Annotated in this window: 23 protein-coding genes; 11 read left to right on the forward strand and 12 right to left on the reverse strand. The window is 65.5% G+C overall.

Annotated elements, in window-relative coordinates; genetic code table 11:
* Window positions 1–265 precede the first annotated feature (265 nt).
* Window positions 266–1,660, forward strand: coding sequence for an IS1380 family transposase (locus AC3ZI9_RS02095; protein WP_102598821.1), 1,395 nt, complete (start codon window positions 266–268; stop codon window positions 1,658–1,660).
* A 99-nt stretch (window positions 1,661–1,759) separates the two neighbouring features.
* Here AC3ZI9_RS02095 and AC3ZI9_RS02100 read toward each other — a convergent pair whose 3' ends face one another.
* The 4 genes from AC3ZI9_RS02100 to AC3ZI9_RS02115 form a co-directional block, all read right to left on the reverse strand.
* A complete protein-coding gene (locus tag AC3ZI9_RS02100) occupies window positions 1,760–2,536 on the reverse strand; it encodes an MFS transporter (protein WP_489923798.1) in 777 nt (258 codons plus the stop codon).
* 40 nt (window positions 2,537–2,576) lie between these two features.
* Complete coding sequence (locus AC3ZI9_RS02105; protein WP_301497610.1) at window positions 2,577–3,551, reverse strand: IS481 family transposase; 975 nt, start codon at window positions 3,549–3,551, stop codon at window positions 2,577–2,579.
* Window positions 3,552–3,608: 57 nt separating this feature from the next.
* Window positions 3,609–4,184 (reverse strand): MFS transporter, encoded by a 576-nt coding sequence (locus tag AC3ZI9_RS02110; RefSeq protein ID WP_489923799.1) that lies wholly within the window; start codon window positions 4,182–4,184, stop codon window positions 3,609–3,611.
* A gap of 66 nt (window positions 4,185–4,250) precedes the next feature.
* Window positions 4,251–5,333: a LacI family DNA-binding transcriptional regulator gene (locus AC3ZI9_RS02115; RefSeq protein WP_241895399.1), complete on the reverse strand. Its 1,083-nt coding sequence runs from the start codon at window positions 5,331–5,333 to the stop codon at window positions 4,251–4,253.
* Between the two features lie 165 nt (window positions 5,334–5,498).
* Between AC3ZI9_RS02115 and AC3ZI9_RS02120 the strand changes: the two genes are divergently transcribed.
* Window positions 5,499–5,855, forward strand: a complete 357-nt coding sequence (locus AC3ZI9_RS02120; protein WP_443390150.1) for an AI-2E family transporter — start codon at window positions 5,499–5,501, stop codon at window positions 5,853–5,855.
* Here AC3ZI9_RS02120 and AC3ZI9_RS02125 read toward each other — a convergent pair.
* From AC3ZI9_RS02125 to AC3ZI9_RS02145, 5 genes are all read right to left on the reverse strand, one after another.
* Complete coding sequence (locus tag AC3ZI9_RS02125) at window positions 5,852–6,175, reverse strand: DMT family transporter (RefSeq protein ID WP_443390151.1); 324 nt, start codon at window positions 6,173–6,175, stop codon at window positions 5,852–5,854. The genes AC3ZI9_RS02120 and AC3ZI9_RS02125 overlap by 4 nt on opposite strands.
* A complete protein-coding gene (locus AC3ZI9_RS02130; protein ID WP_087000789.1) occupies window positions 6,172–6,531 on the reverse strand; it encodes a DMT family transporter in 360 nt (119 codons plus the stop codon). The genes AC3ZI9_RS02125 and AC3ZI9_RS02130 overlap by 4 nt, the downstream gene beginning before the upstream one ends.
* Window positions 6,528–7,064 carry a TetR/AcrR family transcriptional regulator gene (locus AC3ZI9_RS02135; RefSeq protein ID WP_087000791.1) on the reverse strand — a complete coding sequence of 179 codons (537 nt, stop codon included), beginning with the start codon at window positions 7,062–7,064 and terminating at the stop codon, window positions 6,528–6,530. Before AC3ZI9_RS02135 ends, AC3ZI9_RS02130 begins: the two co-directional genes overlap by 4 nt.
* Window positions 7,065–7,096: 32 nt before the next feature.
* On the reverse strand, window positions 7,097–8,224 hold the full coding sequence (locus AC3ZI9_RS02140; protein WP_087000793.1) for an AI-2E family transporter: 1,128 nt from the start codon (window positions 8,222–8,224) through the stop codon (window positions 7,097–7,099).
* A 158-nt stretch (window positions 8,225–8,382) separates the two neighbouring features.
* Complete coding sequence (locus tag AC3ZI9_RS02145; RefSeq protein ID WP_444555153.1) at window positions 8,383–9,204, reverse strand: alpha/beta fold hydrolase; 822 nt, start codon at window positions 9,202–9,204, stop codon at window positions 8,383–8,385.
* A 185-nt stretch (window positions 9,205–9,389) separates the two neighbouring features.
* Between AC3ZI9_RS02145 and AC3ZI9_RS02150 the strand changes: the two genes are divergently transcribed.
* The 4 genes from AC3ZI9_RS02150 (at window position 9,390) to AC3ZI9_RS02165 (ending at window position 12,782) form a co-directional block, all read left to right on the forward strand.
* The gene (locus tag AC3ZI9_RS02150; protein ID WP_444555154.1) at window positions 9,390–10,787 is read left to right on the forward strand and encodes an HNH endonuclease; all 1,398 of its coding nucleotides are present in this window, start codon (window positions 9,390–9,392) and stop codon (window positions 10,785–10,787) included.
* 63 nt (window positions 10,788–10,850) lie between these two features.
* Window positions 10,851–11,744: a diacylglycerol/lipid kinase family protein gene (locus tag AC3ZI9_RS02155; RefSeq protein WP_444555155.1), complete on the forward strand. Its 894-nt coding sequence runs from the start codon at window positions 10,851–10,853 to the stop codon at window positions 11,742–11,744.
* A 158-nt stretch (window positions 11,745–11,902) separates the two neighbouring features.
* A complete protein-coding gene (locus AC3ZI9_RS02160) occupies window positions 11,903–12,064 on the forward strand; it encodes a hypothetical protein (RefSeq protein ID WP_441380806.1) in 162 nt (53 codons plus the stop codon).
* A gap of 67 nt (window positions 12,065–12,131) precedes the next feature.
* Window positions 12,132–12,782, forward strand: a complete 651-nt coding sequence (locus AC3ZI9_RS02165; RefSeq protein WP_444555156.1) for a LysE family translocator — start codon at window positions 12,132–12,134, stop codon at window positions 12,780–12,782.
* Window positions 12,783–12,807: 25 nt separating this feature from the next.
* Here AC3ZI9_RS02165 and AC3ZI9_RS02170 read toward each other — a convergent pair whose 3' ends face one another.
* Together AC3ZI9_RS02170 and AC3ZI9_RS02175 are read right to left on the reverse strand one after the other, a co-directional pair.
* Complete coding sequence (locus tag AC3ZI9_RS02170; RefSeq protein ID WP_444555157.1) at window positions 12,808–14,022, reverse strand: MFS transporter; 1,215 nt, start codon at window positions 14,020–14,022, stop codon at window positions 12,808–12,810.
* Window positions 14,019–15,239 carry a multidrug effflux MFS transporter gene (locus AC3ZI9_RS02175; protein ID WP_444555158.1) on the reverse strand — a complete coding sequence of 407 codons (1,221 nt, stop codon included), beginning with the start codon at window positions 15,237–15,239 and terminating at the stop codon, window positions 14,019–14,021. The genes AC3ZI9_RS02170 and AC3ZI9_RS02175 overlap by 4 nt, the downstream gene beginning before the upstream one ends.
* Window positions 15,240–15,449: 210 nt before the next feature.
* Here AC3ZI9_RS02175 and AC3ZI9_RS02180 point away from each other — a divergent pair, with 210 nt between their 5' ends.
* The 4 genes from AC3ZI9_RS02180 (at window position 15,450) to AC3ZI9_RS02195 (ending at window position 19,423) form a co-directional block, all read left to right on the forward strand.
* Window positions 15,450–16,199 carry an SDR family NAD(P)-dependent oxidoreductase gene (locus tag AC3ZI9_RS02180; RefSeq protein ID WP_489923800.1) on the forward strand — a complete coding sequence of 250 codons (750 nt, stop codon included), beginning with the start codon at window positions 15,450–15,452 and terminating at the stop codon, window positions 16,197–16,199.
* Complete coding sequence (locus AC3ZI9_RS02185; protein WP_489923801.1) at window positions 16,189–16,689, forward strand: MarR family winged helix-turn-helix transcriptional regulator; 501 nt, start codon at window positions 16,189–16,191, stop codon at window positions 16,687–16,689. The genes AC3ZI9_RS02180 and AC3ZI9_RS02185 overlap by 11 nt, the downstream gene beginning before the upstream one ends.
* A complete protein-coding gene (locus tag AC3ZI9_RS02190) occupies window positions 16,686–17,471 on the forward strand; it encodes an SDR family oxidoreductase (protein WP_443384019.1) in 786 nt (261 codons plus the stop codon). The genes AC3ZI9_RS02185 and AC3ZI9_RS02190 overlap by 4 nt, the downstream gene beginning before the upstream one ends.
* Window positions 17,472–17,770: 299 nt before the next feature.
* The gene (locus tag AC3ZI9_RS02195; protein ID WP_489923802.1) at window positions 17,771–19,423 is read left to right on the forward strand and encodes a BCCT family transporter; all 1,653 of its coding nucleotides are present in this window, start codon (window positions 17,771–17,773) and stop codon (window positions 19,421–19,423) included.
* Between the two features lie 34 nt (window positions 19,424–19,457).
* Here the strand turns inward: AC3ZI9_RS02195 and AC3ZI9_RS02200 are convergent, their stop codons facing one another.
* Window positions 19,458–20,360: a LysR family transcriptional regulator gene (locus AC3ZI9_RS02200; protein ID WP_443384021.1), complete on the reverse strand. Its 903-nt coding sequence runs from the start codon at window positions 20,358–20,360 to the stop codon at window positions 19,458–19,460.
* 80 nt (window positions 20,361–20,440) lie between these two features.
* Between AC3ZI9_RS02200 and AC3ZI9_RS02205 the strand changes: the two genes are divergently transcribed.
* Window positions 20,441–21,946 carry an aldehyde dehydrogenase family protein gene (locus AC3ZI9_RS02205; RefSeq protein WP_444566994.1) on the forward strand — a complete coding sequence of 502 codons (1,506 nt, stop codon included), beginning with the start codon at window positions 20,441–20,443 and terminating at the stop codon, window positions 21,944–21,946.
* Window positions 21,947–21,949 lie beyond the last annotated feature (3 nt).

The following is a 21,949-nucleotide window of genomic DNA, read 5'->3' on the forward strand; positions in this document are numbered from 1 at the left end:
GGTGGTGAAGAATATTTGCAAACGCTGATGCTCAGGTGTGAATCCGAGGCTTTCGTCCGATGTTGGGCGGTCTAATTTGCTGAAAGTCAGTGCCTAGTGGCCAGAGACTGTGGCGAGGGCAGGATCTTCGGTGCCTCGCTTTAGCCTCGATCCACCGATGGGAGCCGGTGAAGCAGGACGTCATTAACGCGGAGATGCCCGACTTTTCAAGGATAATTGGACTTGCGACAGTACAAATTTCCTGAAGAAGAAGGGCATCTCGCAGATGCAAGTTTCCCACACTCCCACGGCCCTGTCAGCCGCGTTCGACGAACCGAACCTCATCGCGGCGGCAGGTCTGGTCCCGGTCATGGAACTGGCCCGCGACTCTGGCCTGCATGAGCTGGCGGACAGGCAGCTGAGCGTGCCGACCGACAAAGGTGCCAACGCCGGCGCGAAGACCGCAGCGCTGGTTGCCGGGATGGCCGCCGGAGCCGATTCCATCGATGACATGACCGTGCTGCGCCACGGCGGGATGAAACGGCTCTTCGGCTCCTGCTACGCCCCCTCGACCCTGGGATCCTTCTTGCGGTCCTTCTCCTTCGGGCACGTCCGCCAGCTCGACGCCGTTGCCTCTCGTTTTTTGGGAAACCTCGCAAACAGGGCACCGCTGTTGGGCGATCCTGGTGCCGAGGAGTTCGTGTTCGTTGATGTCGATGACACGATCATCGAGGTCCACGGCTATGCCAAGCAGGGCTCCGGGTACGGATATTCAGGGGTCCGTGGGCTCAACGCGGTGCTGGCCATCGCCTCCACCGCCGATACTGCCCCGGTGATCCTGGCCCAGCGCCTGCGCAAAGGGGCCGCGAACTCGGCGCGTGGCGCCAAACGTCTCGTTGCCGATTCCCTGGCGACCCTGGGACGGATCCATGCCGAATCGCCAGTGCTCTGCCGCTTCGACTCCGCGTATTACGGCCATGCCGTCATCTCCACGGCTCTGGCTGGCGGTGCCGATGTCTCGGTGACGGCGCGCATGGACTCCGCGGTCAAACGCGCCATCTCCGGAATCGAGGAGGCCGCGTGGGAAAGCATCGAATACACCGATGCGATCTTCGACGAGACCGCCGGTGCCTGGATCTCGAAAGCCGAGGTCGCCGAAATTGACTTCACCGCTTTCTCCTCCCGGAAGAAGGCCGACCGGGTTCCCGGCCGACTGGTGGTACGCCGCATTCCGGAGCTGAATCCGAAGGCAACCGACGGGCAACCAACCTTGTTCGATGCCCATCGGTTCCACGCGTTCTTCACCACCGTGTCCATGGAAGCCATGGGCACCGTCGTCATGGACAAGACCCACCGCCGCCATGCGGTTATCGAGCAGGTGAACGCGGACCTGAAAAACAGTGCCCTGGCGCACTTGCCTTCGGGGCACTTCGGAGCCAACAGTGCCTGGTTGGCCGCCGCGGTCATGGCCTACAACCTCACCCGGACCGCCGGGGTACTGGCGGCGGGAAGGTTCCGCAAGGCCCGCACCGCGACGATCCGGGACAAACTTGTCAACGTCCCGGCCCGGATCGCCTCGAGTGCCCGTCGAATCCGATTGCACCTGCCCGAGGCATGGCCCTGGCAACAGGCGTGGGAGAAGCTCTTCGCTGCCGTTCATGCACCACCTCAGCGAGTCTGACTGATCGTTCACCAGCCGGACAACGGCATCATCAGGAACCATCGTGGAACATCATCGGCAGCGAGGCCGGGCCCTGAGTAGTGCCCAGTTTCCTTACACTCAAGACTTCAAAGAGCGTCCCGGTCCCTCATGGCAGGTCGGTGGATCAAGGTTTAGCCAGCGCGTGAGGACAGCACCGATGACGCACATTGCGACGATGAACCAAAGGCCCGCGAACTTGGAACCGGTGGCGTCTTCCAGGAATCCCATGACGTATGGTCCGAGGAATCCCCCGAACAGTCCCACTGTGTTCACGAAGGCAATGCCACCTGCTAGCGCAGCCCCGGACAGACGTGTGGCCGGGTAGGTGAAGAGGATGGGCTGCAACGCGAAGAAGTTGAACGCCGCGAGGCAGAATCCGATGAGACCCAGCACAGGACCGCCAATTGCGCCGAGAGTGAATCCGGCCACGATACCAACCATTGTGCATGTGGCGATCAGTCGTGAGCGGCTGGCGTTGGTCGCCAAGCGGGGAAGCAGTAACGCGCCGGCTGCAGAGAAAATCCACGGGATAGAAGTAAGTAGACCGATTTGGATCGTGCTTAGTTCGCCATAAGTCCCGATGATTGAGGGAAGGAAGAAACTCAATGCGTACACAGCGATTTGATGGGCGAAGTAGATAGCCACAACTAGAAGAATCTGCTTGTCTTTCAGCACGTGGATCAGTTTTGAGTTCCCTGCTGCCTCGGCCCCCGATTTCTCCTCAGCGGCGATGCGAGCCTCTAGGTCCTCTGCCTCGGCCCTAGAGAGGAACTTTGCGTCGGTCGGTTTGTTGGGCAAGAACTTCCAAATTACGAATGCTAGAGCGCAGGCAGGCAACCCTTCGACGATGAACATCCATTGCCAGCCGTGAAGACCACCTAGATGTACTCGGCCATCAGGTTGGTGACAGGCGGCTGGTCGGGGGTTTGCCTCCGAGTGCGGTGTGGCGTCGGACAGTGTTGTAGACCTCGAGCCATGGGGCAAGGGCAGCGCTACGGTCGGCGTTGGTGGTGAACACCTGGCGGTAGGCCCATTCGGTGGCCAGGGTTCGGTTGAACCGCTCGACCTTGCCGTTCTGCCATGGGCAGTGCGGTTTGATGAACTTGTGCTTCGCGCCCAGATCGCTGATGGCGGTAGCGAAGTCTTCTGAGCGGCGGTACGACCAGTGGTTGTCGGTGATCACCCGCTCGATCTGGGCGATGCCATGGACATCAAAGAACACCGCTGCACGTCGCAAGAACCCCGCACAGGTGGTGCCCTTTTCGTCACCGAGGATCTCGGAGTACGCCAACCGGGAGTGGTCGTCGACCATCGAGTGCACGTAGTCATAGCCGATCCGGGCCTTCTTCTTCGCCGCGGTTGACCCCATCTGGCGGCCATGGGCTTTCCACCCACCGCCGTCAGGGATCTTGCCGATCTTCTTCACATCGACATGGACCAGCTCACCGGGCCGGTCGCGTTCGTAGCGCACCGCTGTGGTCTTCGAGGCCCGGATCACCTCACCGGTCAACGGGTCACACTCGCGTAGATAGGGGACCGCGTGGCGGCGCAGCACCCGCGAGACTGTGCGAGCTGGGATGTTGAGGTCAGCGCCGATCCAGTCCTGGCCGTGTCGTTGCTCGTGGCGCAGCGCCACGATTCTTTCCTCAACCTCGACCGAGGTCTGGCGTGGACTGTGGTGCGGGCGCGAGGACCGATCGAGAAGGCCCGCAGAACCCTCACTACGGAACCGATTGATCCATCGGTGCGCGCACTGACGAGACACACCCTGGGCTCGCGCAGCATGCGCGACTGCCCACCCCTGGACACAGACCCGCTCTACGAGCAATTGCCGGCCACGCAAGTTCAGCCGGGCATTACGGTGGGACATGAAGACCTCCGGACGGTTGGCGACTTAGACATCACCCACCGCACCCGGAGGTCTTCGCTACGTCAAGAGCCCGGGACCGTCACCAACCTCCCGGCCGAGTACACCTAGACCGTCCAGCGTAAGTAGCACGCCACCGAGTGGAGCACCGATGATGTTAGCCAACGAGACTCCGAGCAGGAACATGCCGTTAGCTTTGGCGCGATCATTCGCGATGAACCATTGGGTCAAGAAGTAGATGACTCCAGGAAAGAGGCCAGCCTCAGCGACTCCGAGGAGCATTCGTAATATGTAGAAAGACCATTCCCCTTGGACGAGAGCCATGCAAGCAGACAGAATGCCCCACGTGATCATGATGCGCATGATCCAAAAGCGAGCTCCGACCTTGTGCATAATCAGGTTAGAAGGGATTTCTGATAGGGCGTAGGTCAGAAAGAACAAGCCGGCGCCGACGCCGTAAGCCGTGGCGGAGATGCCGAGATCGATCTCCATGCGGTCCTTGGCCATGCCAATGTTGGTGCGGTCTAGGAATGCCATTACATAGGCGGCAATCAGTAGAGGCATGACACGCCGGAAAATGAGTTTGTTGACGACATGCTGTGGTCTCATTGCCATCGCGTTCGTATGAGTGGACATGGCTACCTTTGCGTGGTGTTGGGTATGGAAAAGGTGGTGTTGCCGTGAGGAGTGTGAAACAAACCGTTAATGCAGAGAAGCGATACTCTTTGGGCAACCGCAAGTCGCACCTATGTGAATGGAGTGATCGCAGACTGTATGCGCATATGTGGTGCGCGGACTGGTGATTTGGTTGAGGAGTAGCTCGAAGGAACGCTCGGCCATCTGTTGGACCGGCTGAACGATCGTGGTCAGATCAATGAGGCGAGACCGGCTGTGAGGTAATCCATCACTCCCGGCGACGGCAACATCGCCTGGAATGGTCAGACCCAATGAAAGAGCGTGCTCCATAATGCCGATGGCAATCTCGTCGGAGCCGCAGACGATTGCCTCCGGAGGTTGTGGGGAGCCGAATAGTTTTTCGGCGGCTACTACACCGCCGTCGGAATTAAGTCGTGTGCTGATTTTTCGTTGACCAGTGATGGGAATTCCGGCTGCGGCGGCGGTTCGGACAAATGCTTGCTCTCGTGCCAATGAGGCAGTGGAAAACCTTGGGCCGATGACCGTTGCGATCTCTGTGTATCCGTGGGAAAGGACATGAGTCATGAGGGCCGAGGCGGCAGCGTCGTCGTCGATGCCGACAAAGTCCCCAGGAATATGGTCGGAACGACGAGATAGATAGACGTAGGGGATGCGTTTCTGTCGCAACGTCCTCAGAGCCCTAGAGTCCTCCCTCAGAGCTGCTGCGATGATGACACCATCCACGTTTCTGGCCGCTAATGTAGAGGCGACCTGAGCTAGGGACTCGGCGTCGTCCTGGGTGGTGGCTACGAAGACCTCGAAACCTTTGGAGGCCGTTGCATCAATGATGTGTTGTGCCCACCCGGTGTACATCTGGTTGACGATGTTGGGCAGAATCAATCCCACGACGCGGGTCAATAGCGGGTCGGGAAGACGCCCATGACGTATTGGTCGGTAACCTAATTCGTTGGCTACCTTGACGATGTGGCGACGTGTTTCGGTCGAGACGCCCGGCTGCCCATTCATCACGTAGCTCACTGTTGCTGCTGAGACCCCACAAGCGCGAGCAACGGCGGCGGCAGAAGTCTTAGCCGGGCGTGGCGCGCTTTCGTCATATGAGAGCTTCATCGCGGATGGGCTATCTGTCATGCCGGCTTCCTTCGGTGTGGACCTTGATGGTGTGTTTAGCGCTACTTGACGTTGTGATTTCTATTACAGAACGAGGCTGGGGCGTTAAGCAACGTTAAGTTGAAAAACTCAAAAGTACTGAAGAACTAGTGTTTCGACAAAGACAACGGCGCTTCGCTGTGGGAAGTGATCTTCGAGGTCATCGGGGCCTTCATCCCCATCCTGGGTGCCACGGTCACCGGGATCCTGGCCTCCGTCGTCGCACTTTTGGGTGTCGGCCCGGTGGCGGCAGTGATCGTCCTGGTGGTGGTGGTCGTGGTGAACCAGCTCGAAGGCAATCTGCTGCAGCCGGTGGTGATGGGCCGCACGCTCCAGATCCACCCGTTGGTGGTCCTGCTCGCGCTGGCCACCGGCGCCGTGGTCGCCGGGGTTCTCGGGGCCATCCTCGCGGTCCCGTTCACGGCAGCAGCCTGGGCCGCCCTGCAGGTGTGGGCCGGGGTTCCGGCGGACCGCGCCGACGGGAGCCGATCGGTAGCTTCCTAGGCTGCGGCCCCGGTTTCGACCAGGAGCACACCCCCGATGATCAGGATGATGCCGCAGGTCATGACCCAGTTCAGCGGTTCACCGAAGAGGACCTTGCTGGCCAGAGCGGTCAACGCCACCCCCACGGCGGCCCAGATCCCGTAGGCGACGCCGAGGGCCAGCCCGGTCTGCAGTGCCAGGGCCAGGCAGGAGAAGGCGACGAGGTAGCCGACGGCGACGGCACCGTACCAACGGCGACTCCCGGACGTGGCCATGCGCAAGGACAAGGTGCCGGCGACTTCACTGACGATGGCCGCACCCAACAGGACCCAGCCGATCATGCTGGAGTCCCTTGCTGTTCATGTGCACGCTCCGCGGCGCGTTGGGAACCGAGTTCGATGGTCAGCACCCCGGCAATGATCAGCCCCATCCCGGCGAGCATGGTGGCCGTCAATGGTTCGCCGAAGATGATTGCCGACAGTGCAGCAGTCAGGGCGACACCGCTGGCACCCCAGATGCCGTAGGCCACGCCCAAGGGCATCCCTTCGCGCAGGACGGCGGCGAGGAAGACGAAGGCCACCACGAATCCGACGGCGGTGAGGAAATACCAGCCGGGGTGTTCGACGGCGGCCTTCAGTGACACCGAGCCGGTGACCTCGGTGAGGATGGCCCCGGTCAACAGAAGCCACTTCTTCATGGCTGGTCCTCCAACAGTGAGACGGCGGCGGTGCGGATGGTCTCCAGCTCGTCCTGCGCTGGGGGCAGGATGTCGGTGGCGCTGGCGAACCAGATGCCGTCGGCCAACAGCCTGACCGCTGCCAACCGTCCGCGCAGGGCCGCCGATGCGCCGTCGGGCACGGCGAACCACGGGCCGAAGCGTTCACTCCACCGTTCGGTCAGCGGGTCGCGTAGTCGCGGATCGGTGAGCATCACCAGATCGGAGGCGTCGAAGTTCCGCTCCAGTGTCCATTCCAGATAGGCCGTGACCCGGTCGGTGGCCGTGGCCTGTTCCGGGGTATCTCCCAGACGGGCCGAAAGTTCGACGACCCATTGATCGATCACCGCGTCGACCAGCCCGAGCATGAGCGCTTCCTTGGTCCGGAAGTGGTACATCAGCCCGGGTTTGGTCAGCCCAGCCTCGCGGGCCGCCGATTCCAGGGAGACCGTGTCCCCCTGGCGTAGCAGGCGCAGGGAGGAATCGATGATCTGGTCGCGGGTATCGGCACTCATGCCCTTACTTTACCAACCGGAAGGTTGGTTCGTCATGCCGGGGTGGGTGACGCCGGATCCTCGTCGGCCGCGTCCGAGGGCGTCTCGGGGGCTTCCGGTGGGGGAGCGGGTTGGGTTTGTTCGCGCAGGTAGCGCAGGACGACGACTGCAACGGCGGTCACCGGCACGGCGAGGAAGGCCCCGATGATGCCGAAGAGAGTGAAGCCGAGTGTGACGGCCCCGATGACGACGGCCGGATGCAGATGCAGGGCCTTGCCCACGATGTAGGGCTGCAGCAGGTTCGCCTCGAGCTGCTGGACCGCCAGCACCACCACCAGGGTCGCCAGTGCGGTGGCCCAGCCGTGCGCCAGCAGAGCCACCAGGGTGGCCAGCAGGCCGGTGGAGACGGCGCCGATCACGGGGATGAATCCGGCGAAGAAGATCAGCAGCGCCAGCGGGAAGGCCAGCGGGACGTCCAGCAGCCACAGGCCCAACCCGATGAAGACGGCGTCGACCAGGGCCACGATGATCTGCGTCTTCAGGTAGGCGGACAGGGCCTGCCAGGCCTGTTCGCCCAGACGTCCGGCATGGACGTGGGTCTCCGGCGAGGTCCAGTGGAACACCCAGGGCAGGAAGCGCTCGCCGTCCTTGAGGCAGAAGAAGGTCAGCACCAGGGTCAGCAGCAGCACGACGATGAGGCTGGTCACCGATCCCAGACCCGAGGCGATGCCGAACAGGATGTCCTGCCAGCGGCCGCCCACCCAGCCCAGGATGTCCTCCAGGTTCTGCTGCAGGTCCACCCCGCTCAGATCCAGCGGCAAATCGCGCAGTTGCGTGGTGAAGCTGGTGAGGTTCTCCTGGGCGAGTGCGCCCAGGCGGCGGGTCCCTGAACCGAGGGCGGGGATGGCCGCCCAGATGACGCCCGCCACGACGGCCAACAACACCAGCAACGACAGCAGGGCGGCCAGCGCGCGGGGCATTGCCCGGTGGAGTCCCCGGCATAGCGGCCACAACAACGAGGACAGCAGCAGGGCCAGCAACAAAGGGAAGACCACCGCCCATAAGGTGCGCAGCAGCAGCCACAACACCACCAACCCGACGACCAGCACCAGGGACTTGGCGGTCCAGCGACTGGCCGTGGTGAGGCCGCGGGCCAATGAGCGGGGCGGGGCCTCGCTCATGAGCCGGCCCCCGGCAGGTCCAGGGATGCGGCGAAACGTTCCTTCTCGAGGCCGGTTTTCGGCATCACACCCCTCCTTGGAGTCGACGGGTCAGGGCCCAGTCTCACACCCCCTGCGGGGGATCACAACGACCGTGGGCCTCCAGACAGATGTGTCGGCTAGCGATCGAGGAAGTCCAGCAGCGCGGAGTTGAATTCCCCGGCGTGGGACACGATGAGTCCGTGGGGTGCTCCCTCGATGACGACGAGCTCGCTGTGGCCGATGGCTTCGTGGGTGCGCTGGCCAGAGCCTTCGAAGGGTACGACGCCGTCGCTATCGCCGTGGATCACGAGTGTAGGCACCGTGATGCTGGGCAGGTCCTCGCGGAAGTCGGTGGTGCCGAAGGCATCCATGCAGGCCACTGCGGCCGCCTCGTTGGACCGGCAGGACACGGCGATGGTTTCCTTCAGCTGGTCCTCGCTGACGCACAACTGGTCCCCGGCCGAGTAGAAGCCGGGGGTGAACCCCTCGAAGAAGGCGTTGCGGTCCGCTGTCAGTTGGGACTTCATCTCGTTGGCTTGCGCCTCCTCCAGCGGACCGTCCGGGTTCCCGTCGGTCTTGAGCAGGAAGGGCGGCACCCCCGCGGCGAAGATGATCGAGTGGAGGCGTTGCTCGCCGTGGGCCGAGACGTAGCGGGCGACCTCGCCGCCACCCATGGAGAACCCGACGAGGGTGACGTCCTTGAGGTCAAGCCCCTCCAGTAGTGCCGCGACGTCGGCGGCCAGCGCGTCGTAGTCGTAGCGTGCGGCCGGCTCGGAGGCGCCGAAGCCCCGGCGGTCATAGGTGATGACGCGATGGCCCTTCTCGGCCAGGGGGCCCGCCTGGTTGGCCCAGGAGGTGCCATCGAGCGGCCAGCCGTGGATCAGGACGACTGGACGGCCTTCGCCCGCCGTGTCCTCGTAGTTCAGCGTGTTTCCGTCGGCTCCGGTGATCTGTGGCATGGAAATCATCCTCTTCCTGGTCGGATGGGCGGGGTGGCATCCCCTTCCAGCCAACGTACGCATAAGCTCCCGGTGAAGTACAGGAGCCCTGTTCGTCCCCTCCACAGGCGCCGTGCCGGTGATGGCTGTGCACAGGCGGGATCCCGTCGGGATGGGGTCGGAGGAAGAAAACTAAACTCGAATACATGTTCGAGTATGAGGTAGGAGAAAATGCCGGCGGAGCCCCGGGCTCCCCCGGGGTGTCCGACGCCGCGGCGGTTGCGGAGCCCGCGCTCGCCCGGATCGAGGCGGTGAGGGTGGCCCTGGCGCTCGGGGGAACCCGGCTGGGCGAAGCGGGTCTGGTGGATCTGCTTTCCGGGTTGGAAGCGGTGAAGTCGGCTGCCGGTGCCTATCAGGCACGGGTGGCCGTGGCCCTGCGTGAGCGGGTGGTCAGACGCGAAGCGGCCGCCGGTGTCGACCCCGAAAAGCGTGGGCAGGGGGTCGGTGCGCAGGTGGCATTGGCCCGGCGCGAGTCCCCGCATGAGGGCTCCCGGCTCCTGGGCTTCGCCCGGGCCATGGTGGATGAAATGCCCCATACCCATGAGGCGTTCCGCGCCGGGGAGATCAGCGAGTGGCGCGCCACGTTGCTGGTGGGTGAGACCGCCTGCCTGGAGTTGGACGACCGGAAGAAGGTCGATGCGGCCTTGATGGCCGATCCGCGCACCATCGAGGGGGTCGGAAATCGGAAGCTGAAGGCCATGGCCCGGCATCTGGCCGAGCAGGCCAGCCCGGAGGCGGCGGTCGAACGCGCCCGCCGGGCCGTGGGGGACCGGCATGTGAGCCTACGTCCGGCCCCGGATACCATGGCCATCCTGACCGGGTCCCTGCCCGTGGGCCAGGGGGTTGCGGTGCTGAAGGCACTGACCCGGGCCGCGGATCTCGCGACGGCAACCGGGGATGCGCGCAGTCGCGGCCAGGTCATGGCCGACACGTTGGTGGAACGGGTCACCGGGCAGCAGCGGGCCGAGGGTATGCGCGTGGAGCTCCAGCTGGTGATGACGGACCGGACGCTGTTCCAGGGCGATGCGGAACCGGCACACCTGCAGGGCTATGGGGTCGTTCCGGCGCAGGTCGCCCGGGACATGATCCGCGAAGCGACTCGGGCTGCCCGTCTGTCGACAGCGACACCCCAGGAACCCACCGACGGGCAAGAGTCCAACGCGCCGCCCGGGCCCGACTCCCTGGCCTGGATCCGACGGCTCTATACGGCGCCTGCCACGGGGGAACTCGTGGGCCTGGATTCGCGGGCCAGACTGTTCCCGCGCGGCTTGCGGCGCTTCATTGAAGTACGGGACCAGACCTGCACCCGCCCGTGGTGCGATGCTCCCATCCGGCATATGGATCACATCCTGGCCTGGGCCGGAGGCGGGGCGACCGTCGCGGAAAACGGGCAGGGAACCTGTGTCCGCTGCAACCACACGAAGGAAGCGCTGAACTGGCACTCCCGCAAGGTCGCCGGAGCCCGGCACACGGTGGAAACCACAACGCCGACAGGACACGTCTACCGCTCGCAAGCACCAGCACTCCCCGGAACCGCCGACTGAGGCGACAGCAACCGCGGCACGCGAAAAGCGGCGGGCCGCCCGCGGCACCGTAGTCTGGTCCGCGTGAATCGATCCTTTACCCTCCTGGTCAACCGGGCTGCCGGCAGCGGCGACCCTCTGGCCGCGGCCGCCCGCGTGGAGCGGATCCTACGCGAGTCCGGGGCCCGGGTCGAAACCGTGGCCCCCTCGGGGCCGGCGGAGGGCAAAAGAGCCCTTGCCCAGGCCGTCATCCGCGGCGATGTGGTGGTCGCTGTCGGAGGTGACGGGACCGTCTCGGCGCTCGCCGGAGAAGTGGCCCGGCTCGGCGGGATCCTGGGGGTCATCCCCGCCGGACGGGGCAACGACTTCGCCAGGATGCTGGGATTGCCCACGGATCCTCACGCCGTGGCAACCATCCTGCTCGACGAGGAACCCGCGGAAACCGACCTCATCACCACCACCGCCCCCGACGGCACCTCACGAGTGGTGGCGGGTTCGATCTACGCAGGCATCGACGCAGTGGTCGCCGACCGGGTCGCCCGCGGGCACTGGCTGCCACGGTCGTGGCAGTATCCGCTGAACGGCCTGTACGCCTTGGCCACGTTCCGTCCCACCCGGTTGACCGTGGGCATCGACGGGACCGAGCGGATCTTCAAAGCGGCCTGCGTGGCCGTTGCCAATTCGGCCTACTACGGCTCGGGTATGCGCATTGCCCCGGAAGCCAGCATCGACGATGGACTCTTGGACATCGTGGTGATTGAGGCCTTCGGCCGGCTGGACATGATCCGGGCCTTGCCGAAGGTCTACGGAGGTACCCACGTCGACTTGCCCACGGTGCACACCTTCCGCGGCAGATCCATCACACTCTCGGCCGAGCCGGCGATTCTTTACGGGGGCGATGGCGAAACCGAGGGAATGGTCGGCAGCGGGGCGGTACTGATCGACGTTGTGCCTGCTGCCGTCCAGATTCTGCGCTAAGGCGGTACCTGCAGGGTTGCCTTGGTCACGGTTCGACATCTGGCGGCCTTGCCTCCCCTGCCGGGCGGGTCGAGACTGTACCTTGGGGCTTAAGACAGGTTCTTGGATGAATTCTGTCGCCTGCGAGAACGTATCAACAACTGGGGAGGGCGTCGGCCATGGTCTTTACGATCGTCATGAACATTCTTGGTCTAGCAATGGTCGCGGGGGTGGTGTCCGCGGTGATCAAAAAAGATCGGAACGCCAACGCCAACGCCATCGACGCCGAGTTCGATGATCTCTCCGAAGACCACAGCACGACGCCGGGGCGCGGTTTCTAGGTAGTCTGCTTCCAGATGGCCCGCCCGGCGACGTGCCGGATGCGGTCCTGGCTGCGGTGGCCCTAGCATGGCAGTCGTGAGCATCGAATCGGCCCTGCTGTCCTTCGCCGTCGTGGCCGCCCTGTTGACCATCATCCCGGGGCTGGACACCGTGCTGGTGCTGCGCGCTTCGATCAGCCAAGGACGCCGCCATGGCTACGCGACCGCGTTGGGCGTCAACTCGGGTGCCATGCTCTGGGGCATTGCCGCTGCCGTCGGGGCATCGGCCTTGCTGGCCGCCTCCGAAACGGCGTTCACGATCCTCAAACTGGTCGGTGCCCTGTATATGGCCTGGCTGGGCGCGACCATGCTCTGGCGTTCGCTGGGTCGCACCCCACCCACGGTCGTTGCCGATCAACCCGTCGCGCGGGCCAGCCGAGGGCTGCTGTTCTCCTGGGCCAAGGGTGCGGGCACGAACCTGCTCAACCCCAAGGTCGGGGTCTTCTACATCGCGATGATCCCGCAGTTCATCCCCGCAGGAACCTCGACACTGCTCATGGGCATTGCGCTGGCCGGGGTGCACAACCTGTTGGCGCTGATCTGGTTCTCGCTGCTCATCAACGGAACCCATCTGGCCCGGGGAACCTTCCAGAAGCCGGGCTTCATCCGCTGGACCGACCGCGGCGCGGGAGTCGCACTGCTGGGGTTCGGGGCCTCGCTGGCGGTGAATAGCAGATAGTCCTGCGTTTGGCCTGCGGCCGGGGTCAGTCCCGGTCGGAGAGCCGGGCCGCGGTCACGGCACCGGTCGTGTAGGTCAGTGTGGCCACCAGAACCAACACCAGCGGGGCCGTCCAGCCCCCGGTGAGGGTGTTTAGCCAGCCGGCCAACGGCGGGGCTGCGGTCGCCGCGAGATAACCGCCACCCTGGATGCGGGCCGAGACCGAGGCCGCTTCGGCGTCGGAATGCGAGATGCGGGGGATGACGGAGAAGATCACGGTGAACCCGCCGCCCTGGGCGATGCCGCCGATGATCGACCAGAGCACGAAGGCCTGCGGGGCGATCAACAGCCCCACCGGCAGGGTGATCCAGAAGACCGCCACGACGATCGCCGCCACCGACAGTCGGGTGCGGTTCGCCAGCAACGGGACCCCGAAGGCGCCGAGGATCGCGGCGACCTGGAACAGCGAGGCCGACGCTCCCGAGGCCGCCGGGGCCAGGTCGCGGGTTTCGGTGAGCAGCAACGGCAGCCACGCCGTGGTGGCGTAGTAGGCCGCCGACTGCCCGCAGAACGCGAAGACTAGCAGCGCCACGATGCGCTGGGTGTGGGCCCGCTGTTCCGGGGTGCGGGCCGGGGCCGCCGCCGGGCCAGTCGTCTTGCTCGCCATGCCGGAGGAAACCGGGGCCCCCGGGGCGTTGCGCCGTCGCAGGACCCAATAGATGAGTCCGACGGCGGTGACGATCGACCAGGCGGCGATCGCCCACCTCCAGCCGGCCACCCCGGCCAACGGTGCGGTGCCCAGCAGGGTCGCCATCGAGCCGACATTCATCGTGGCCGAATAGGCGGCCGTCGCCGAGGAGACCTTATTCCAGGGGACGTCCCGGCGGATCAGCACCGGGACAGCGATATTGCCCAGCGTCATGGCGGCGCCGATGACCGCGGTGCCGCCGAGCACCACCAGGGCCGGCCCCGAGGAGCGGATGAGCGTGCCGGCCATGATCCCGGCCAGGCAGAGCACGATCGTGGTTTCGGGGCCGAAACGGCGGATCACCCGCGACGCCAGCGGGGTGGCCAACGCGAAGAGGAGCACCGGCAGGCCGGTCAGCAGGCCCGCCCCGGCGGCACTGAGCCCGGTGCCTTCGCGGATGTCGGCGATCACCGCGGTGGGGGCGATGATCGGGGCGCGCAGACTCAACGCGACCATGACGATCCCGGCGATCACCCACGGCAGGGCGGGGCGGACCGCGGCCGGCCGGCTCATCCGGTGGCCTCGGAGTGGAAACGGTCCGAGGTGGCGAAAAGGGCGCCGGCGGCCAGCAGGGAACATCCGAGCAGGACGAATCCGAGGGGCACGGCGCTGGTTGAACCGCCGAGACCACCCAAGGGGGAGACGATCGCCCCGAGCGTGAACTGGGCCCCGCCAAGCCAGGCGGAACCGCTGCCGGAGACGTGCCTGACCTCGGCCAAGGCCAGCGAGGTGGTGTTGCCCATGACGAACCCGATGCTGCAGGTGGTGGCGAAGATCAATACCGCCAGGGTCCAGCCCGGGGCCCCGAACAGGGCGCAGAGGGTGAAGGCCACGGCCACGGCCACCAGGGTGGTCACCGCCACGGTGACGGTGTTGCGCAATGGGATCCGGGTGGCCAGCCGGGCGGAAACCAGGCCGGTGCTCATCATGCCCAGGGCGTTGGCCCCGAAGAGCAGCGCGAAGGTTCCGGGACTCAGGCCCAGGACCCCCTGGTAGAGGAAGGGAGAGGCGGAGATGTAGCCCATGAGGATCCCGAAGGCCGCCCCGAACAGCACGATGTAGCCCACGAACCGGCGATGTCGGATCGCCACCGCCAGCCCGCCGAACAGCGGTCCGGTGCGGCGATGGGAGACCGGCAGTGTCTCGCGGACCTGCCAGAGGGCGCCGAGCAGCATCACCACCGACATCGCGGTGATCGCCCACAACACGGCCCGCCAGCCCGAGGTGATGAAGATCAGGCTGCCCACGGACGGGGCCACCGCCGGGGCGACGCCGCTGATGGTCATCATGATGGAGAACAGCCGGGCGGCCTGGCCTCCCACGGCCCGGTCGGAGATGACGGCGCGGGAGAGGACGACGCCGGCTGCCGCACTGAGGCCTTGGAGGAATCTGAACGCGGTGAGGGTCTCGATCGTGGGCGCCAGTGCGACCGCGACCGAGGACAGGACGAAGACCGAGGAGCCGATGAGTAGCGGCCGGACCCGCCCGAACCGGTCCGAGAGCGGTCCGAAGAGTAGTTGGCCGCCTCCCATGCCCAGCAGGAAACCGGTCAGGGTCAGCTGGACGGACGAGGCGTTGACCCCGAACTCGCGGGCCATTGCGGGGAAGGCCGGCAGATAGAGGTCGGTGGCGACCGGACCGGCCATCGACAGCAGCGCCAATGCGGTGAGCAGCAGGGCCGGGAACCTGAACGCGTGGCCGTGATCTGCGGCGGAACGGCTCTCGGGCATGGGCTGATGCTATCGCCGCTGCGGGCGGGCGGGGGAACGTGGACTGCTTATGACGGGGTGTTCCTGGCCACGCAGGGCAGCAGCCCCGTCAGGGAACCGAAGAGCCCGATCATTATTTACTGTCTTCTCGACAGTAAAGATGATATTGTGTCCTCAAGACATCAAAGAAGGCCACTGCTGCAGGCAGCGACCGGGAAGTAGGAAACGGACATGCTTTTCGAAGACAAAGTGGCACTGGTGACGGCAGCCGGCGCGGGAATCGGCCAGGCCATCGCCACCCGGTTGGCCGCCGAAGGCGCCGCGGTCGTCGTTTCGGATATCAATGACGAGGCCGGTGAAGCGGTGGTCGCCGAAATCGTCGAAGCCGGAGGACGGGCCGTCTACCAGCGGGCCAACGTCGCCGATCCGGAGGAAGTCGCAGGCCTGATCGACGTCGCCGTGAAGACCTTTGGCGGGCTTCACCTCGCGGTAAACAACGCAGGCATCGGCGTCATGCCACGCCGGATCGAAGAGACCGAGAACTCCGACTTCGACCGCGTCATGTCAGTCACTCTGCGCGGTACCTTCCTGGCGATGAAATCCCAGATCGGACACTTCCGCTCTCAGGGGAGTGGCTCCATCGTCAACGTCGCCTCGATCGCCGGAGTGCAGTCCACGCCCATGCTGACCCCCTACGGCGCCTCCAAGCACGGAGTGGTCAGCCTGACCCGCAGCGTCGCCATGGAAAATGCGCCAGCTGGCATCCGGGTCAATGCCGTCGCCCCCGGCGCCATCGAAACGGCCTCGCTGGCCTCCTTGCCGGCGGAGGCCAAGGCGGAGCACAGCTCCAAGATCCCGATGAAACGCCTGGGCCAGCCCGAGGAGATCGCCAACGCCGTGGCCTGGCTCCTCAGCGACGAAGCCAGTTTCGTGACCGGCGTCGTGCTGCCCGTCGATGGTGGAACCGTCCATGACGACTAACGAGACGGACTACCGGCCGGCACTGATTGCCGCCCTGACCCGCATCCTGGGCGAATGGACGGCGCCAGGATTCCTCACAGGGGTCGCCGCCCGTGAAGGAGTCCATCTGGACCCGCCGGCGATCGTCATGGTCACCGTGATCGCCCAGAAGGGCCCCCAACGCCCCTCGGCGCTCGCCGCCCACCTGGTGACCGGACCCTCCAACATCAGCAAGATCATCCGGCGCCTCTCCGAGGCCGGGCTGGTCGTCAGGGCCGCCGACCCCGACGATGCCCGGGCTCAGCGAGTGCAGCTGACGCCCGCAGGAGAGCACGTCGCCGCGGCTTTCGTGAAAGCCGGAGACGGGATGGTCGACGAATTACTTGAAGGATGGAGCGAAGCCGACCGGCGGACGTTCGTGACCTTGCTCGAACGTTTTGCCGTCGCCTCAACATCCTTCGCAGGAACGCTCGGAACCACCGAACCACCCACCACAGGAGGAACACCATGAGCCGTACCTATGCCATCACCGGAGCCGGATCGGGCATCGGAGCCGCCACCGCGCAATTGCTGCGCGAACGCGGGGAAATCGTCATCGGCGTGGACCTGAAGGGGGCAGAGATCGATGCCGATCTGAGCACCCCCGAGGGCCGCAGCTCGGGCGTCGAACGCGCCATAGACCTGGCCGAAGGCCGCATCGACGCCGTCATCGCCTGCGCCGGGATCTCCATGCCCAAACCGCTCACCGTGAAGGTCAACTACTTCGGGGTTACCGAGTTCCTCGATCAGCTGGCACCGACCCTGGCCAACAGCGATTCCCCCCGAGCCGTCGTCGTCAGCTCCATGGCCTCGCTGCAGCCCAATTCCCCCGAGCTGGTCGACGCGTTGCTCGCCGGGGACGAGGACCGCGCGGTGGAGATCGGCACCGCACTGGCCGAGGCCGGCCCCGAGCAGGGCTACCTGAACTACCCCTCCAGCAAGCGGGCCCTCTCCCGCTGGGTGCGTCGGGCCTGCATCACCGAGCGGTACGCCGGCGCCGGCATCCCGTTGAATGCGATCGCACCGGGCACCGTGATCTCCCCGATGACCACTGAGCTGCTCTCCACCCCCGAAGGCCGGGCCATGGTGGATCAGCACGTGCCGATGCCGTTGAATTACCACTCGGAATCGATCGTGCTGGCCCGGCTGCTGGCCTGGTTGACGAGCGTGGAAAATACGCACGTCACCGGTCAGACGATCTACGCCGATGGCGGCGCAGACGCCTCGCTGCGCGGAGACGATATCTGGAGCTAGCCTCTTCCGGTCCACCACGACGCCTCCGACGCCCCCGCTCCCACGGGCCGCCGGAGGCGTCGTGCGTGGTCGGGTGAGGGGTGTGGCCAGGAGGCCGATTGGGTCCAACCGACGAAAAAATGCTAACGTATAGGTTTGCCATTTTCCGGGAGCAATCCCGGGGAACCCCTTCCTGACCCGGGTGGCCGGACTGTGCCGCAGTCCGCGTGCCGAACGCGCACCATGGCGCGGGTCTCCAAGAACTTTATTCGGTAGTCGCTTCGCACCCGGCTGCGTTCAATCAGCTAAGTGAGACACACATGACTGAGCCCACCCCCCTGACCACCCCCGAGGCTGATGCGCCTCCCTCCGCTTTGGCTGCGGGGCTTGACCGCAAGGTCGCCGGCATCAGCATCGGCATCGTCGTCCTCTTCGTCGCGGCAAGCCTCGGATTCCCCGACTGGACCGCCAACGTCATCAACTCCGGTTTCAGCGGTGCCGCCAAATGGTTCGGCGCCTACTGGCAGTACCTGCTGCTGATCACCTTCTTCGTGGCGATCATCCTGGCCTTCACCCCCTACGCGAAGGCACGGCTGAGCACCGGGAAACCGGAATTCACCCGGTTCAAATGGGTCTCCATGATCATGTGCACCCTGCTGGCCGGCGGTGGCGTGTTCTGGGCCGCGGCCGAGCCGATCGCCCACTACATCGCTTCCCCGCCCTACTACGGGGACAGCCTCGAATCCGAGAGCGACCAGGCCAGCGCGGCCCTGGCGCAGAGCTTCGTGGACTGGGGCTTCCTGGCCTGGGCCATCCTGGGCACCCTGGGCGCCATCGTGATCACCCACGCCCACTCCAAGGGCATGCCGCTGCGCCCGCGTACGCTGCTCTACCCGATCATGGGCAAGAAGGTCCTCCACAGCTGGATCGGCACCGTCGCCGACGTCGTGGCGATCATCGCCGTCGTCGCCGGCACCGTGGGACCGGTCGGGTTCCTGGGCCTGCAGGTCTCCTACGGGCTAGCCGAAATGACCGGGATCCCCAACAACTACGCCACCCAGCTGATCGTCATCGCCGTGTTGACCGGCATCGCGGCGCTTTCGGTGTCCTCCGGGCTGAACAAGGGCATCCAGATCCTCAGCAGGGCCAACGTCTGGCTGGCGATCGCCCTGATGGCCGCCGTGGTCGTCCTCGGCTCGGCCGGCTACGTCTTCAAGGCCTTCCTGGGCGGCTTCGGCACCTACATCGGCAACTTCGTGGGCATGTCCGTCTACCAGGGAGACCCGACCTGGCTCTCGGGGTGGACGGTCTTCTTCTTCGGCTGGTTCCTGGGCTACGGGCCGCTGATGGCCATCTTCGTGGCCCGGATCTCCCGCGGCCGGACCATCCGCGATCTGATCATCTGCACGGCAGTGATCCCGCCGGTGTTGACCACCGTCTGGTTCAGCGTCCTGGGCGGAACCGGCATCATGTTCGAGCAGCAGAACCCCGGAAGCGTGGGCGCCGCCTACGAATCGGACGGACTACCGGCGGTGGTGATGTCCATCGCGGCCCAGCTTCCGCTCTCCGGTCTGGTCGGTGGTGCGTTCCTGCTGCTGACGGTGACGTTCGTGGCCACGACGACGGACTCCATGTCCTTCGCCATTGCCCAGTCCTGCACCATTTCCGGTGAACCGTCGACCAAGCTGCGCGCCACGTGGGCCGTGATGATGGGGGTGGCGGCAGCCGTGTTGATCGCCATCGGTGATGGCGGCATCTCCGGACTGCAGTCCTTCATCGTGATCACCGCGGTCCCGGTCGGCTTCCTGATGCTGCCCTCGGTGTTCGCCGCCCCGATCTATGCCCGGCGGATGGCCATCGAACAGGGAGTCATCCACCCGCGAGGTTCGGGCCCGACGCAGGAAGCCGTGGGGGAGCAGGCCGGGGAGAAGGAATCGGCGACCACCACGAAGCTGCCGACCTCCAAGGAATAGTCCGGCCGGCATGCACCCAGGCAGGGGCCACGGTTCAGCCAACCGTGGCCTCGGTGCTGGCGAAACCGGTGGCGGCGTCGGTGAACCGGGCGATCAGGGGGGTCTCGGCCCGGTCGGTCTTGACGATCAGCGAAACGGTCGAGGTGGCCGTGGTGTCGGTCAAGGGCACATAGCGCAGCCCGGCCAGCTGGAGGGCGCGCATTCCTTCGGGCACGACGGCGATACCTGTCTTGGCGGCCACCAAACCCAGGATCGTCGGGAACTGGATGGCCTCCTGGGCGACGCGCAGGCGGAATCCAGCGTGCAGGCATAAAGCAGAAATGACGTCATAGAGCCGCGAAACCTGGTCGCGGGGGAAGACCACGAAGCCGGCCTCCGACAGGTCGGCCAGGGCCAGGGAGGGCCGGCGGGCCAACGGATGGTCGTCCGGAAGCGCGACGATGAGGGGCTCGCGGGTCAGTTCGCGGGCGGTGATGCCCGGCAGCGACTCGACATCGCGCACGATGCCCACATCGAGGGTCCCCGACTCCAGCGCCCCGAGCTGTTGTTCGGTGGTCAACTCGTGGAGTTCCAACTCCAGACCCGGATATTGGATGCGCAGCGGCGGGACGATCCGGGGGATGAGATTCAGGGCCGCCGACCCCACGAAACCCACGCGAAGCAGGCCGGTCCGGCCTTCCACCGCCTGTTCGATGCTGCGCAGTGCCTGCTCGGACTCCAGGATCACCTTGCGGGCAGCCACCAGCAGGACCTTGCCGGTCTCGGTCAGTTCCACCGATCGGGTGGTGCGGGTGAACAGCCGGGTCTTCAGCTCCCGTTCCAGTCGTTGGATCTGCTGGCTCAGCGCCGGCTGGGCGATAAGCAGGCGTGCTGCCGCCCGGTTGAAATGCATTTCCTCGGCCACCGCCACGAAGTAGCGCAATTGACGGATCTCCATATGAACTAAGTGTTATTGATGATCAATACATAAGCAATAGATACTTCACGCCGATCAAATAGCGCCGTAGCCTCAAAGACATGACGAGCACCACCGCAGAACGAAGGAGCATCAGCGTGACCAACCCCGGACAGCAGACCCTTGGCCTGAAGCAACTCATCAACGGCCAGTGGGTGGAAGGAAGCGGCCCGGCTGCCACCAGTTCCAACCCGGCGTTGCCCCAGGAAGTGGTGGCGCAGTACGCCACGGCCACGTCCACCGAGCTCGACCACGCCCTGGACGCAGCCACGCAGGCCGCCGCCGGCTGGGACCGGATGGGCATCATCGCCCGCGGGAACATCCTGCGCCGCGCCGCCGAGATCCTCGGCCGCCGTGCCGAAGAGGTCGCCCAACTGATGACCCGCGAGCAGGGCAAGATCCTGGCCGACTCCCGCGGCGAAGTCGGGGCCAGCATTGAAACCCTGTACTACAACGCAGGGTCGGCCCGTCGGGCCAACGCAGCGGTCTACCCCTCGGCCAACCCGGACGAAGTGGTCCGCACGATCCGCAGGCCGTTGGGCACCGTTGCGGTGATCACCCCCTGGAACTTCCCGCTGCAGATCCCTGCCTGGAAGATCGCCCCGGCACTGCTCTGGGGCAACACGGTCGTGTGGAAGACAGCCAGCGACACCCCGGCCACCGCCGTGATGTTCGCCGAGATCCTTGAAGAAGCCGGAGTCCCGGCAGGTGTGTTGAACCTGCTGCTCGGCCCCGGGGCCCTGGGCTCGGAACTCGTGGCCGATCCACGGGCCGACGCCGTCACCTTCACCGGATCCGTGGAGGTCGGACACCGGATCCGCGAAAAGACGGTCCTACGCGGAGCGAAGCTGCAGATGGAACTCGGTGGACATAATGCCGCCATCGTGCTGCCCGATGCCGATCTTGCCACCGCCGCCGACTTCATCACCGCCGCGGCCACCGGCAGCACCGGCCAGAAGTGCACGGCCACCCGCCGCGTCATCGCCGTGGGAGCCATCCACGACCAGCTCCGGGATGAACTGGTCAAACGGTTCAACGCACTGAATGTGGGCGCCGGCACCGACGCAGGAGCCGGCATCGGACCCGTCGTCAACGAGCGCGCCCGCCGTGATATCGACGAGGCCGTCCAGCAGGCCGAAGCCGAAGGCGCCCAGGTCCTGGCGCGTGCACCGATCCCCGACGCGGAGGGACATTTCGTGGCCCCCACCCTGCTCGGTGGCACCAGCGAGCTGACCATTTGCCGCGAAGAGGTCTTCGGGCCCGTGACCACCCTGTTGCGCGCCGAATCCCTGGAGGAGGCCATCGAACTGGCCAATGCCACCGAATTCGGTCTGACCGCCTCCGTGTTCACCAGCGACGAGCGTTCCATCCGGCGCTGCCTCAACGACCTGGTGGCCGGGCTGATCAAGGTCAACGGCCCCTCCACCGGCTCCGAGGTCCATGCACCGTTCGGTGGCCTGCGCGACTCCTCCCAGCCGGGTCCGCGCGAGCAGAACAGCGACGCCGCCTCCGACTTCTTCACCCTCACCAAGACGGCCTACCTGCGCCTGGCACCGGAAGGAGCATGAAAA

This window comes from Arthrobacter sp. AOP36-F1-5, from assembly GCF_058137995.1.